Source organism: Mycolicibacterium fluoranthenivorans (assembly GCF_011758805.1).
Lineage (GTDB): Bacteria > Actinomycetota > Actinomycetes > Mycobacteriales > Mycobacteriaceae > Mycobacterium > Mycobacterium fluoranthenivorans.
Map to the genome: position 1 here is coordinate 1682802 of NZ_JAANOW010000001.1, position 13002 is coordinate 1695803.

A 13002-nucleotide genomic window follows, 5' to 3' on the forward strand; every position below is an offset into this window, starting at 1 on the left:
TGACTGTGATCAATAGTAGGCCGAATGTGGTTGTACTGCTTGAACAAACAGGAGGTTGCACACATGTCTGACGCCCTCATCGAGGCCGCGCCGGGATTGGCCAATATCGTGGTCGCCGACACCGCGATCGGCGACGTCCGTGGTGACGAGGGTTTCTACCATTACGGTCCCTACCCGGCCGTCGAACTGGCGATGACGCGCAGCTTCGAGGATGTGTGGTTCCTCTTCCTGTACGGCCGGCTGCCGTCGGCCGGCGAGTCCGCCGACTTCGCCGCGCGCACCTGCACCTTGTGCGCCATCCCGTCCGACGTCACCGCGATGCTGCGGATGGTGGCACTCGGTGGTGCCGAGGAGCATCCGCTGGCAGGCCTGCGCACGGTGCTCTCCGCGGTGGCGACGGCCTACGACCTGCCGCCGATCTGGGATATCGACGAGGACGCCCGCCGTCAGCACACCGTGCTGCTGTCGGCGATCACGCCCACGGTGCTGGCGGCCCTGCACCGCATCCGGCAGGGGTGGGAACCCGTGGACCCGGACCCCACGCTGCCCGTCGCGGCCCATTGGCTCTATCTGCTCACCGGACGTCGACCGGCGCCCGAACATGCCCGCGCCGTCGAGCGGTACCTCATCGCGACGGTGGACCACGGTTTCAACGCCTCGACCTTCACTGCCAGGGTGGTGGCCTCGACGGGTGCGGACGTCGCCTCCGCGCTCTGCGCCGCGCTGGGCTCGTTCTCCGGTCCGCTGCACGGCGGGGCCCCGGACCGGGCGCTGGATGCCCTCGATGCCATCGGGGACCCGGCGAATGCCGCCGCGTGGACCCACGCCGCCCTGGACCGAGGTGAACGGATCATGGGCTTCGGGCACGCCGTCTACCGCACCGCGGATCCGCGCGCGGAACTGCTGAAGTCGATCGCGCTCGGGCTGGGCGGGGATCTGGTCGAGCGCGCCGTGCGGGTCGAGGACGCGGTGACCTCCGTGCTGTCGCAGCGGCGGCAGGGCCGTCCGCTACGGGCCAACGTCGAGTTCTACGCCGGGGTGGTGATGGAACTGTGCGGCATACCGCGGGCGATGTTCACCCCCACCTTCGCTGTGAGCCGGGTGGTCGGCTGGTCCGCGCACATCCTGGAACAGGCGCAGTCACGCAAGATCATCCGGCCCCGGGCCCGCTATATCGGGCCTGAACCCCACTCAGGGCTGCTCCAGTAGCCGGCGGATGGTGGACCTCAACCTGGGTAACTCCGCGCCCCCGACCAGTGTGCAGTCGTGCAGTTCGGCGAGTTTGCGTGCGGCCGGCGTGAATTCGTGATTCGTCACCACCATGGTGTGGGTGCAGTCCTGCATGGGGGCGCCGGCCACCACCTCCTGAATGGCGCCGGTGCCCACCGGGCGGGCCTGTCGTTTGCATTGGATGGCAAGGCGATTCGGTCGCTTTCCGACGATGAGGTCGACGCCCCAGTCTCCGGTCAGGGAGGTCATGATCACCGGGACACCGCACGAGCGGGCGATACGGGCGATGTGGTCCTCGAACTCGGTACCCGACATACCGGCGACCGGATCCTCGTGCTCGGACGGCGTGCGCAGCCCGCGAAGGGCACCTATCAGGAAATGCGGCGCCGCGACGGCGACGACAGCGGCGACCAGACTCCACGGCATACCCGCGCCGAGCAGGTACGCCGTCAGCCCGGCGGCCAGTCCCAGCACCACATACACCCGCACCGTCACGCCGGCAGCCTAGCGGCGGGAACCGACAACCCCGGTCGACTGGGACGGTCGACTGCCCCCATCGACTAAGACGGGCCGTGCAGCTCCCGCCATACCCGCGCCGGCGTCATCGGCAGCCGGTACATCCGCGCCCCACAGGCCCGGGCGATCGCGTTGGCCAGTGCCGGCGCCACCGGGTTGTACGGCGATTCACTCATCGACTTGGCCCCGAGCGGGCCCAGCTTGTCGTAGGTGTCGGCGAAGTAGACCTCCGTCACGGGGAGGTCGGCCAGTTGCGGAATGTGGTAGTTGCGCAGGTCTTTGGTGGTCACCTGGCCCTGTCCGTCGACGCGCATCTCCTCGTAGAGCGCCGTGCCGATGGCCTGCGCCACACCGCCTTCCACCTGGCCCCGGCACTGTTCCGGATTCATCACCACGCCGGCATCGGCGGCCTGGACGGATTGCAGGATGCGCACCTCGCCGGTCTCGGTGTTCACCGCGACGCGGAAGCCGTGCACATTGAACGCCACCGAACGCGGGGTGCCCTCGTGCCGACCGTGGCCCACCAGCGGTCGCTTCATGGAACCGGACGCGGCTTCCGATTCCAGAGCTTGACGGAGTTCGCGGCAGGCCGACTGCACCGCCAGCCCGGCGACCACGGTGCCGGCCGACCCGAACGCCCCCGTGTCGTACGCGGTGACATCGGTGTCGGACTGGAGTAGCCGGATCCGGTCGGCGGATACCCCGAGTGCCTCGGCCGCGAGTCGCACGTGCACCGTCGAGGTGCCGTTGCCGAACTCGGCGGTGCCGACCGACAAGGTGTAGATCCCGTCGGCGTCCAGCGACACCGAGGCGTCCGAGTAGTGGCCCCGCGGGGGGATCGTCGCGATCATCGCTACGGCCATCCCCTCGCCGACCCGCCACTGTGGGCCGTCCGGCGCGGTGGCCCCGTTGCCGCGGACCAGCGCGGCCCGGGTGAGGTCGAGGCATTGATCGAGACCGTAGCTGCCGAAGGTCAGATCGTCTTCGGCCACATGTGAATCGACGAACGCGTCGCCGGGCATGATCACATTTCGGCGGCGCAGGTCGAACGGATCGATGCCCAGTTGTGCCGCCAACTCGTCGAGTGCGGATTCGACGGCGAAGATCACCTGTCCCAGGCCGTAGCCCCGGAAGGCGCCCGACGGCAGGTTGTTGGTGTAGACCGCCTGCGCGTCGACATGCTTGTTGGCGCAGCGGTATACCGCCATCGACTCACCGCAGCCGTGGAACATGACACCCGGGCTATGGTTGCCATAGGCGCCGGCATCCATCAGCACGTCGATCGACATCGCGGTGAGGATGCCGTCGGCTCCGGCGGCCACGGTGGCGTCCACCCGGTAGGGATGCCGGCAGGGGGCGGCGATGAATTCGTCGGTGCGGCTGAACTCGTAGCGCACCGGACGCCCCAGTCGCAGCACCGCCAGCGCCACGATGTCCTCGGTCAGCATCTCCTGCTTCCCGCCGAAGCCGCCGCCCACCCGGCGGGTGAACACCCGCACCTTCGACCGATCCAGACCGAAGACGTGACACAGTTCCTCGCGCACCAAGAACGGCACCTGGGAGCTGGTACGGATGACCAGCCGGCCGTCGTCGTCGATCCAGCCGGTGCTGCCATGGGTCTCCAGGTGGCTGTGCTGGATGCGCTGGGTGAACCAGCGCCCGCGCACCACCGCACCGCCGGCGCGCTCGGCGGCCGCGATCCCGGCGCCGATATCGCCCACCCCGCCGTGCAATTCGGAGACGATGTTGCGTTCTGGGTCGGCGATGCGGGCCGATCGGTCCTTGTCGCCGTGCACCGCCGGCGCGCCGGGCCGGCGGGCCACGTCGGGGTCGAACACCGCGGGCAGCTCGGCGTACTCGACAGCGATGGCCCGGCAGGCCTTTTCGGCGGCGGCGACGCTGTCGGCCACCACGGCCGCGACACGCTGACCGATGAAGCGGACCGTGTCGTCGAGGACCACCGTGTCGTCGGGATCATCCGTGCGGTCCTCGTGCCGGGCGGTCGAGAACGCCACGGCCGGACTGTCGGCGTGGGTGAGGATCAACGCCACCCCCGGAACCTGTTGCGCGGCTGAGGTGTCGATGGACACGATCCGGGCGTGCGCGACGGGACTGCGCAACACGGCGAGATGCAGCAGCCCCGCGGGCGCGTGATCCATGGTGTACTGCTCGGTCCCGGTGACCACCCGGCAGCCCGCAGGAGCGCCGGGGGAGTGGTCACCGGTGTTGACCGTGCCGCTGAGCGCGTCGGTGATCGCGCGGTATCCCGTACAGCGGCACAGGTTTCCCTTGAGGTGCTGGGGCAGGTCGGCGAGTTGCTCTTCGGTGAGGGTCGACGCCGTGGTGATCATCCCGGCCGTGCAGAAGCCGCACTGGAACCCTGCGGCGTCGACGAAGGCCCGCTGCAGAGGGTGGAGGTCCTCCGGGGTGCCCAGCCCGGCCACCGTGGTGACCGAACGCCCGGCAGCCCGGAACGCCGGGTACACGCAGGAGTGCACCGCGGTGCCGTCGACCAGCACGGAACAGGCGCCGCAGTCGCCGGCGTCGCAACCCTTCTTCACCTCGAAGTGGCCGCGGTCGCGCAGGAAGGTCCGCAGGCACTGGCCGGGGCGGAAATCGTCCTCGGCTGCTTGACCGTTGACGATCACGGCGCGAGCTCCGCGGCGACCTGCGTCGCGAGCACCAGCGTCATCGCGCGCCGCCAGTCCGGGTCGCCATGGGCATCGTCGGTCCAAGCGCCGTCGGGGATCTGTGCGTGCGCACCCCGTATCTCGCCGGGCCCGGGGACCCCGGTGAACTCGAACGTGTACGGGCGCACCGTCGCCGCGGACACCGAGAGCACGAACCTGTCGTCTGCGTCGTGGCGCCCGATGACCACCACCCCGGACCGGCCCAACGGCGACGGGGCCAGCTTGCGGAACGCGTGGCGCGCGTGCAGCGCGTGTGCGGGGAGTTGGACCGCGCGCACGATCTCGCCGGGGGCCAGTACATTCGTGGCCTCGCCGGTGACGAATTCATCGACCGGGCAGCGATACTCGGTCCCGTCGGGTCGCCAGACCGTCACCGTTCCGGACAGCGCCGAGATCATCGAGATCATCGCGCCGGCCGGGAACGACAGGCAGAGGTTGCCGCCGACGGTGGCCGTGTGCCAGATCTTGAACGACGCCAGCAGCGCGGTGCAGCACTGGTGCAGCAGGGGAACGCCGAGTTCGGCGGACAGGCGGGACACCTCGGCGATCGTGCAGGTGGCGGCCAGCTCGACGCCGTCGTCGGTACGGGTCACCGCGGGCCAGCCGAGGCCGCCGAGGTCGACCAGTCGGGTCAGGTGGGGTTGCGGCTCGGAGAACAGCCATGTGCCACCGGCCAACACGGCGTCGCCGTGCCGGAGCGGCCACAGCTCGGCGCGGTGCCGCGGGGAGTCGATCACCTCGACGTTGTTGAGGTCCACCTGTTGACGGTAATCAAGCGGAGCCCGGAGCGCACCCGCAACATATGCAACCCGGGGGTTGCGCTCGAGAGAAGTTTGTGCAACTCTGAAGTTGCATATCATTCTGGAACCCTCTCAGGAGAAGCCATGGACGCACTCGTCATCACCCGCAGCATCGATATCAGCGCCCCCATCGGGCGGGTGTGGTCGGCACTCACCGATGCCGACCTGATCGCCCAGTGGTTCGGCGATACCTGCGAATTCGACGCCGTGCCCGGCGGCACCGGGTTCTTCGGCTGGGAACACCACGGCAAGCATCGAGTGGTGGTCGAACATATCGAGGCCCCAAGGGTTTTGGTGTACCGCTGGGCGCACAGCGCCGATGTGGAGCCCGCCCCGGGCAATTCCACGGTGGTGCGTTTCGAGCTGACCGAGATCGACGGCGGCACCCGGCTGGATCTGGTGGAGACGGGCTTCGAGGATCTGCAGGACCCCCAGTCCGCTCATGCCGACAACACCGGCGGCTGGACCGCCGAACTCGCCGAACTGGTGGAGTTCGTGCAGGCCAGGCCATGACCGCCGTCCCGGTGGTACTGGGTGTGCTGGCTGACGAAACCCGCTGGCAGATCCTCACCGAACTGGGCGCGCAGGACCTGTCGGCCAGCGCGCTGGCAACGCGGATGCCGGTCAGCCGCCAGGCGATCGCCAAACATCTCGCGGTACTGGCCGACTCCGGGCTGGTCGAACCGGTGCGCGTCGGCCGTGAGATCCGCTATCGCGCGTTGGGCGCCAGGCTCAGTGCGCTGGCCGCCGAATTGGACCGCATCGGGCGGCAATGGGACCGCAGGCTGGCCGCGATCAAGCGGATCGCCGAAGGAGAGGGCTGGGAGTAACGTCGATACGAGCCCGCTCAGATCAGGAAGTCAGGCTGATATGGCCGCTGACATGCATACCGATGATGCCGAGGTCCGCGCGGCGGCGCGCTTCGCCCTCGCCGTCGCGGTGGCAGGGGTGAGCTTCCTGGTCGTGGCTGCCGTGCTGGTGGGGGCGTGTCACGGTGCCACCGCCGATTCGGCAGCCTGTGGCCCGCCCCAGCGCCTCGCCTTGGCGCTCGGTGCGCCGGTGATCCTGATGGTGGGCGGACTGCGCGCGTTCCTGCGCACCTACCAGACCTGGAAACAGCATCAGACCTGGTGGGCGTGGCAGGGTGCGGGTTGGTTCCTCATGCTGTTGATGCTGCTGACCCTGACCATGGGGCTACCGGCGATGGCCGGGCCGGTGCTGGGATCATGACGCGCCGCGGCGCCGCACGTGCGCCTTCCCTCTTCGGTGCCGCGGATCTACCCTGAGAGAAGCCCGTTGTACCGTCCGCGCAGTTGTGGATGGTAGAGGGGGAGGAGGAGGGTTGCCATGAAAGGCCCCAAAGATCCTGTCGATCACACCCGTACCACCCGTCCGCACGCCGGTGAATCCATGAAAGACAACGTCATCATGCCCGCGCTGATCCTGATCGGGGTGGCGTTGGTGCTGTTCGTCGCGAGTCTCGCCGCGTTCGCGACCCAGCATTTGGACGTCGGGCTGACGATGGCCATGTTGTCGGGTGCGGGTCTGCTCATCGGTGCGCTGTGGCTCGCGCTGGAACACGGCCGAGTGCGGCGGATCGAAGAACGTTGGTATGCAGCACATCCCGAAGCGAAGCGCCAGCATCCCAACAGCTGACCGGACCGGAGAACACCCAGCCCAGCAGCCCCCTCGCGGGTGACTGCTGGGCTGGGTCGTTCCCCTCGTACCAGTGGGTCAGCGGCGTTGCTCTGCCCACTGGCGTTCCTCGGCGGCGTGCGCCGCGCACAGACCCGGGTTTCCCGGCGGCGGACGGACACAAACCTTCGAGCCGTCCGGTATCCCGCGCTCGGGCGTGGTTTCGCCGAGCGGCCGATGGGGTACTCGGCTCTCACTGATTTCGACTGATGGAGGGCTTCCATGTTCCGGGGACTAGTCGGCACGATCGTGTTGGTCTGGCTGCTGATCGGAGTACTGGCAGCCTGGCAGCGCGACTACTTCCACACCGGCCAAACCAATTGCGCGACAGCGGGACAGATCGGGCTCACCGCGCTCGCCGGACCGCTGAACTACGCGGGCGTCAACCCCAAGGTGGTCAACTGCCGCCTGCCCGAGCCGAGCGCCATGTCGTCCGTGGCGCACGTGTGACATGGCTGAAATTGACACTGCTGAAATGAGGTACTGATGATTGTCCTGGGCGCGATCCTGCTCATTCTCGGGCTTGTCCTCAACGTCTACGTCCTGTGGGTCGTCGGTGTGATCCTCCTCGTCGTGGGCGCTGTGTTCTGGCTGCTGGGTTCGATCGGCCGCCCGGTCGCGGGCCGGCGTTCCTGGTACTAACACGCGGGCGGCCGCCGAGTTTGTGACGGTGGTGGCCCGGGTATCTGGGAAGGTATGACCAGCTTCGGGTACACCCTCATGACGGAACAGGCCGGGCCGAAAGACCTGGTGCGCCACGCGGTGTCCGCCGAGGAGGCCGGGTTCGACTTCGAGGTCTGCAGCGACCATTTCTCACCGTGGCTGGCGGCCCAGGGCCACGCACCGCACGCGTGGACGGTGCTGGGTGCGGTCGCCCACGTGACGCGCCAGGTCGGCCTGTACTCCTACGTGACCTGCCCGACCATCCGGTATCACCCCGCCGTGGTCGCTCAACAGGCCGCCACCCTGCAGATCCTCGCCGATGGCAGGTTCACCCTCGGTCTGGGCAGTGGCGAGAATCTCAACGAGCATGTCGTGGGGAAGGACTGGCCCACCGTGGGCCGGCGAATCGACATGCTGGCCGAAGCCATCAAGATCATCCGGGAGCTGATGAGCGGTGAGCTGGTCGACTTCCGCGGCGACTACTTCGAGGTGGATTCGGCACGGCTGTGGGACATCCCCGACGTGCCGGTCGGTCTGGCGGTGTCGATGACCGGAGAGAAGTCGGTCGAGAAGCTGGCCGATTTCGCCGACCATCTCATCGATACCGCGCCCGACGGCGACGTCGTCGAGACGTGGCGTCGTCGCCGCCGGGCGATCGGAATGCCCGAGGGGCGGGCGGTGGGCCAGGTGCCCGTGTGCTGGGATCCCGACCGGGAGAAGGCGATACAGCGCGCGCACGAACAGTTTCGGTGGTTCGGCGGCGGCTGGTCGGTCAATGCCGACCTCCCGACGACGGCCGGATTCGCCGCGGCGAGCAAGTTTGTCCGGCCCGAGGACGTCGCCGACAGTATCCCGTGCGGACCCGACCTGGATGCGATCGTGGACGCGGTCAGGCCCTACCGGGACGCGGGATTCACCGACGTGGCGCTGGTCCAGGTCGGCGGCGAGACGCAGGATCAGTTCCTGTCCGAGGCCGCCGAGCCGCTGCTGGCTGCCTTGCGCGCGGAGTTGGGATGAGCGCGCCCGACCGCAATATCGTGCAGGTGATTCCTGGGGGCCCGGTGATCGTCGACGGACCGGTGTCCATCGAGCTGCCCGACGGCCAGGTGGTCGAATCGGAACGGTTCAAGGTGGCGATCTGTGCGTGCCGCAGATCGCGCACCTATCCGCTGTGCGATACCAGTCACCGCAAACGAATCCGGAAATCAGCGCAGCGGTGACAGCAGTGAGGTTCGTTTGTCGCTCCAGCACTTCATCAGATGATCGGCCAACCGGTCCTCGACCAGTTCGAAGGCTCTGATACCCAGCACCACATCGGATTCCAGATGCGGTTCGCGGCGCAGCAGGTCGGCGACGACATCGTTGCGCACCACCTGCTCGTGCACGGCATCCGCCTCGACGTGTTCGAGGTAGAACCGGGTGCACGCCTCGGGGGCGCGCATCCGGTCCAGCGCATCGGCGATCCGCTGCGCACCGGGTGGCGAGGTGATCTCGGTGGCCGCGAAATGCCCGACGGTGGCACCCCGAAGCGCACGGTGTAAGCCGAACATCGACATGAGGTTCACGACGGCGAGGGTTTCGGCCGGCACGGCCTCCAGGTAGGCCAGATAGCCGGCGTCCAGACCGGCGTCCGTCATCAGGTCGGCGAAGAGCCGTTGATGCACCTGTGAACCGCGGCCGCCGCCGTACTCGTCGAATTCGACGGCGACGAACGACGCCTTGGCTTGTCCGACCAGCCGGGGAATCACCCAGGCATGCGGATCCGCCTCTTTGAGGTGGTAGATGGACCGATGGGCGAAGTACTCGCGCATCTGGTCCCAACTGCCCCGGGTCAGAAGGAAGTGCGAAGGACCGCTTCCCTCAACGGGTTCCAGCGACAGCCGGTCCATCTCGGCGGCGGCTGTCACGCCGGTGAGATCGCCGACCCCGCGCCGGATATCGGTCAGGAAGATGTCCTCCAGCCGACCGCGCAACTCCAGCAGGGTCGGATCCCACTCGAAGTCGTCGCTCACGCCGTCGAACCCGCGATAGAACAGTTCGTAGCAGAGGTGCAACGCGTAGTGCAGGTCCATCCCGGCCGGATCAGAGTGGGACAGCGTGATATCGGTGACGCCGGACAGCGGTCGCTCGCCCGTCAGGTGGTCGAGCACGGCTTGGGACAGCGGACCTACCGCCTTGGGCAGTCCGCGCGTGATGGTGCTCATCGTCAGATCTGCTGGCGCAGTCGGTGCCATCCGGAGACGAGTTGATCGCCACCCTGCTCGAAAGCGGATTCGGCCTGCTCGTAGGCCGTTTCGGCGAGTTCGCTGCCCTTGCGGCGGGCCTTCTCGGCGAGCGGGGCGGCGCGGTCGATGGCGATCTCGGCCAACTCGGTGCCCCGGCGGCGGGCCTTCTTCGCCACCGGCGCGCTCTTCTCCAACGCCGTGGCGGCGAGGTCGCGGCCACGCTCGGCCCCGACCTGCAGGCGCTCGGCGCCGATCTGCAGACCGTGGCCTACCTTGTCGGCGAGTTCGGACTCAAGGCCGCTGTCGGCGGTCGGCAGTGCGGCGGTCACGGCCTCCGAGACCCGCCGTGCGGCTCGCCGGCCGCGCCATCCCAGAGACGGCTTGCCCGCGGTGTCGGCGGAGGCGAGCACCAACCCGCCGATCAGGCTGAGATCGGTGAGAAATCCACGGCGCTTGACGGCCTTGCGTTCCGGATCGGTCTCCTTCCAGAACATATGGTCGCCCAGATTGCCCGGGACGACCGTCAGGGCCAGCAGTCCCGAGGCGACCCGGGGAATGCGGCCGGTGGCCAGCAGCAGCCCCGCGCCGATCTGTACACCGGCATTGACCCGCGCCACGGTGGCGGCGTCGGACGGGACCTTCTGTGCCACCGCGTCGGGCAGGGTCTGCAGCCCTTCCAAGGTCGGGCGGACGATATCGGAGGCGGACTTGGTGTCCAGCAGGGTCTCGACGCCCTGGCCGATGAAGGCGACGGACAGTAACGGACGGGCGACTCTACGCAGCAACATGGCACCGGGGTTCCCGGCACGGTCGGCGCCGAAACATCTCGCGCCGGCCGGGCAAATCTCGCTCCGGCGTTTGAATCCTGGCGAGCCGGGTATGACACCGCCATGGCATGGTCAGGCTGTCGGGCCGAGGATGACGAGGATCGAGTACCCGCCGGGCCATCGGGTCTCACACGCCAGGCGGTGTAGGGCAATTGATCGACGGTATAACGATGTGGGGTAGCCTCCGTGCAGATACCCCGGGAGGTCAGATGACTGGGAACAGCGGCGACGACGGCGTGCCGGTTTCCGGCGACCGGTCTGTGGAACTCCGGGTAGCCGCGAGGCTGGAGAATCTTGCGGTGCTGCGCACGCTCGTGGCCGCCGCCGCGACGTTCGAGGACCTCGATATCGACTCCGTCGCCGACCTGCGCTTGGCTGTCGATGAGGCCTGCACCCGGCTGATACGTTCTGCCGCGCCGGATTCCGTCTTGGCCGTGCAGATCGATCCCGGCGACGAGGCCGTGACGGTCCACTCATCGACCACGTGCGAGGGTGACGACGCCGTCGTCGCCCCCGACAGCTTCAGCTGGCACGTGCTGCGTTCGTTGGTATCCGATGTCCGGACGTTCGTGGACGGCCAGCACGTGAGCGGTGGGCACGTGGTCGGGATCTCTTTGACCGCAAGGCGAGTGGGCCTGCTGCAGTGACCTCGGAATACACGGACGTCCTCGACATGTTCCGTGAACTCCGGGCGCTTCCTGAGGGCTCCACTCAGTTCGCCCGGCAACGTGAACGGATCGTCGAGCGTTGTCTCCCCCTGGCCGATCACATCGCCCGCCGCTTCGGCGGTCGCGGCGAATCCCATGAGGACCTCGTTCAGGTCGCGCGGATGGGCCTGGTGAACGCCGTCAACCGCTTCGATGTCACCGCGGGATCGGACTTCGCGTCGTTCGCGGTGCCGACCGTGATGGGCGAGGTGCGTCGCCATTTCCGGGACAACGGCTGGTCGGTCAAGGTGCCCCGCCGGCTCAAGGAATTGCACGTCAGGATCGGCGGGGTGACCGCGGAGATGGCGCAGCGTCTGGGTCGGGCCCCCAACGCCACCGAACTCGCCGCCGAACTCGATATCGACCGCCAAGAGGTGGTCGAGGCCCTGGTGGCGGGGAGCTCGTACAACACTCTGTCGATCGACAGCGGCAGTGGCGGTGACGACGATGCGCCGTCCATCGGCGACACGCTGGGCACCGAGGACCTCGCCCTGGAACAGGTGGACAATCGCGAGTCCTTACGTCCCCTGCTGGATTCCCTGCCCGATCGCGAACGAACGGTTCTGGTGCTCCGCTTCTTCGAGAACATGACGCAGACGCAGATCGCCGAACGCATCGGCGTCTCGCAGATGCACGTGTCGCGCCTGCTGGCGAAATCGCTAGCGCGACTTCGCGACGACCTCAACTAGATCAGAGGGGTCTCGGCGCAGTCGCAGGAGTGCCGTTGCGACGGACTCTTCGAGCGGCAGCGCATTCTCGGGATCGCAGATCCGCAGCAGCCGTGTCACCGCGTGGCTGGGCACGACCGTCCAGTCGATGCCTTCGCCCGCCGCTCGTACGCCCAGCGTGTGCACGGCGGAGAAGGCCGCCGTACCGAAGAACTCCACGCCGGTCAGGTCGAGCACCAGTTCGCGGACATGGGGGAGGTGCAGGAAGACGTAGTCGGCGAACTCTCGGCAGTTGGCCGCGTCGATCTCCCCGAATACCGAGAGCACGGCGCTCGACGGGGCCAGCCACTTGGTGCAGTAGGCCGCCATATCGGATTCGGTGATATTGGAGGCGGAGTTCCGCCTCGCGGTAGGCAAAGTCAGGTTGTGCATGGTGACTCCATCAGTCGGAATACGTGATTCGTACTGTGGTCACGCCAAATAGTTCAAGACCCGTGGGGACCAGGCCCCAGGGTGCAGGACCTTGTTAGTTGTCCTCCACGTCAATGACGTTCGCTTCAGGCTGTGAACTCAACCTCGCCCTGACACTACGCCACTTGGCCGAACCGGACAATCGATCTGCCCGAGTTCGATTCGCATCACCGGCCCGACCTGCGGATTCCGTGGTCACCTCGGCGCGTGTTCCGGTGTGTGGGGCGCATGGACGTCACCGCGATATCGGGACGGGCCTCGCCGGCCTCGGTGTGGGAATCGAATCTGGTTGCTGCAGAACCTATTTCGTTACTGCGGGCAGCCGTGACCCGGGCCAGCGGGGCGGGTCAATCGGGGTGCGGATTCGGGTGTCGGCCGTGGCCGGTGGTGCGCGTGGCAAAGGGTGCTGCGTCGGTGGCGAAGCCGTTTCGGCGGGACATTCTGCCAGGACGCGCAGCGGGCGACCGCGAGGCAACGGGGACAGCAAACGCCGGGCGGCGCACCGCCCCA

At 67.8% G+C, this 13002-nt stretch carries 17 protein-coding genes; 11 read left to right on the forward strand and 6 right to left on the reverse strand.

Annotated elements, in window-relative coordinates; translation table 11 throughout:
• Positions 1-63: 63 nt before the first annotated feature.
• Positions 64-1209 (forward strand): citrate/2-methylcitrate synthase, encoded by a 1146-nt coding sequence (locus tag FHU31_RS08260; protein ID WP_167157363.1) that lies wholly within the window; start codon positions 64-66, stop codon positions 1207-1209.
• Here the strand turns inward: FHU31_RS08260 and FHU31_RS08265 are convergent.
• The 3 genes from FHU31_RS08265 to FHU31_RS08275 form a co-directional block, all read right to left on the reverse strand.
• The gene (locus tag FHU31_RS08265; protein ID WP_407939051.1) at positions 1192-1725 is read right to left on the reverse strand and encodes a restriction endonuclease; all 534 of its coding nucleotides are present in this window, start codon (positions 1723-1725) and stop codon (positions 1192-1194) included. The genes FHU31_RS08260 and FHU31_RS08265 overlap by 18 nt on opposite strands.
• Before the next feature lie 65 nt (positions 1726-1790).
• Positions 1791-4394: a molybdopterin-dependent oxidoreductase gene (locus FHU31_RS08270; RefSeq protein ID WP_167157365.1), complete on the reverse strand. Its 2604-nt coding sequence runs from the start codon at positions 4392-4394 to the stop codon at positions 1791-1793.
• Positions 4391-5194, reverse strand: coding sequence for an FAD binding domain-containing protein (locus tag FHU31_RS08275; RefSeq protein ID WP_167157367.1), 804 nt, complete (start codon positions 5192-5194; stop codon positions 4391-4393). The genes FHU31_RS08270 and FHU31_RS08275 overlap by 4 nt, the downstream gene beginning before the upstream one ends.
• Positions 5195-5320: 126 nt before the next feature.
• On the opposite strand from FHU31_RS08275, the gene FHU31_RS08280 reads away from it, so the two are divergent.
• The 8 genes from FHU31_RS08280 to FHU31_RS08315 all read left to right on the forward strand — a co-directional run bounded on the left by FHU31_RS08280 (position 5321) and on the right by FHU31_RS08315 (position 8814).
• Positions 5321-5749: an SRPBCC domain-containing protein gene (locus FHU31_RS08280; protein ID WP_167157368.1), complete on the forward strand. Its 429-nt coding sequence runs from the start codon at positions 5321-5323 to the stop codon at positions 5747-5749.
• On the forward strand, positions 5746-6066 hold the full coding sequence (locus FHU31_RS08285) for an ArsR/SmtB family transcription factor (RefSeq protein WP_167157370.1): 321 nt from the start codon (positions 5746-5748) through the stop codon (positions 6064-6066). Before FHU31_RS08280 ends, FHU31_RS08285 begins: the two co-directional genes overlap by 4 nt.
• Before the next feature lie 40 nt (positions 6067-6106).
• Complete coding sequence (locus tag FHU31_RS08290; RefSeq protein WP_234901158.1) at positions 6107-6466, forward strand: hypothetical protein; 360 nt, start codon at positions 6107-6109, stop codon at positions 6464-6466.
• A 117-nt stretch (positions 6467-6583) separates the two neighbouring features.
• Positions 6584-6892, forward strand: a complete 309-nt coding sequence (usfY, locus tag FHU31_RS08295; protein ID WP_167157372.1) for a protein UsfY — start codon at positions 6584-6586, stop codon at positions 6890-6892.
• Positions 6893-7153: 261 nt separating this feature from the next.
• Positions 7154-7381 carry a hypothetical protein gene (locus FHU31_RS08300; protein ID WP_167157374.1) on the forward strand — a complete coding sequence of 76 codons (228 nt, stop codon included), beginning with the start codon at positions 7154-7156 and terminating at the stop codon, positions 7379-7381.
• A 36-nt stretch (positions 7382-7417) separates the two neighbouring features.
• Positions 7418-7573, forward strand: coding sequence for a DUF6131 family protein (locus FHU31_RS08305; RefSeq protein ID WP_090355945.1), 156 nt, complete (start codon positions 7418-7420; stop codon positions 7571-7573).
• Positions 7574-7627: 54 nt separating this feature from the next.
• Complete coding sequence (locus tag FHU31_RS08310; protein ID WP_167157376.1) at positions 7628-8611, forward strand: LLM class F420-dependent oxidoreductase; 984 nt, start codon at positions 7628-7630, stop codon at positions 8609-8611.
• Positions 8608-8814: a CDGSH iron-sulfur domain-containing protein gene (locus tag FHU31_RS08315; protein ID WP_090355937.1), complete on the forward strand. Its 207-nt coding sequence runs from the start codon at positions 8608-8610 to the stop codon at positions 8812-8814. Before FHU31_RS08310 ends, FHU31_RS08315 begins: the two co-directional genes overlap by 4 nt.
• On the opposite strand, the gene FHU31_RS08320 is transcribed toward FHU31_RS08315, so the two are convergent.
• Together FHU31_RS08320 and FHU31_RS08325 are read right to left on the reverse strand one after the other, a co-directional pair.
• Complete coding sequence (locus FHU31_RS08320) at positions 8800-9798, reverse strand: iron-containing redox enzyme family protein (protein WP_167157378.1); 999 nt, start codon at positions 9796-9798, stop codon at positions 8800-8802. The two genes, FHU31_RS08315 and FHU31_RS08320, sit on opposite strands and share 15 nt — an antisense overlap.
• A 2-nt stretch (positions 9799-9800) precedes the next feature.
• Entirely contained in the window at positions 9801-10607 is an 807-nt protein-coding gene (locus FHU31_RS08325) for a DoxX family protein (RefSeq protein WP_167157380.1), read from the reverse strand.
• A 248-nt stretch (positions 10608-10855) separates the two neighbouring features.
• Between FHU31_RS08325 and FHU31_RS08330 the strand changes: the two genes are divergently transcribed.
• Positions 10856-11293, forward strand: coding sequence for an ATP-binding protein (locus FHU31_RS08330; RefSeq protein ID WP_167157381.1), 438 nt, complete (start codon positions 10856-10858; stop codon positions 11291-11293).
• Positions 11294-11319: 26 nt separating this feature from the next.
• Positions 11320-12042, forward strand: a complete 723-nt coding sequence (locus FHU31_RS08335) for a SigB/SigF/SigG family RNA polymerase sigma factor (protein WP_208410173.1) — start codon at positions 11320-11322, stop codon at positions 12040-12042.
• Here the strand turns inward: FHU31_RS08335 and FHU31_RS08340 are convergent.
• A complete protein-coding gene (locus tag FHU31_RS08340; RefSeq protein ID WP_234901159.1) occupies positions 12013-12453 on the reverse strand; it encodes an STAS domain-containing protein in 441 nt (146 codons plus the stop codon). The genes FHU31_RS08335 and FHU31_RS08340 overlap by 30 nt on opposite strands.
• Positions 12454-13002: the final 549 nt, after the last annotated feature.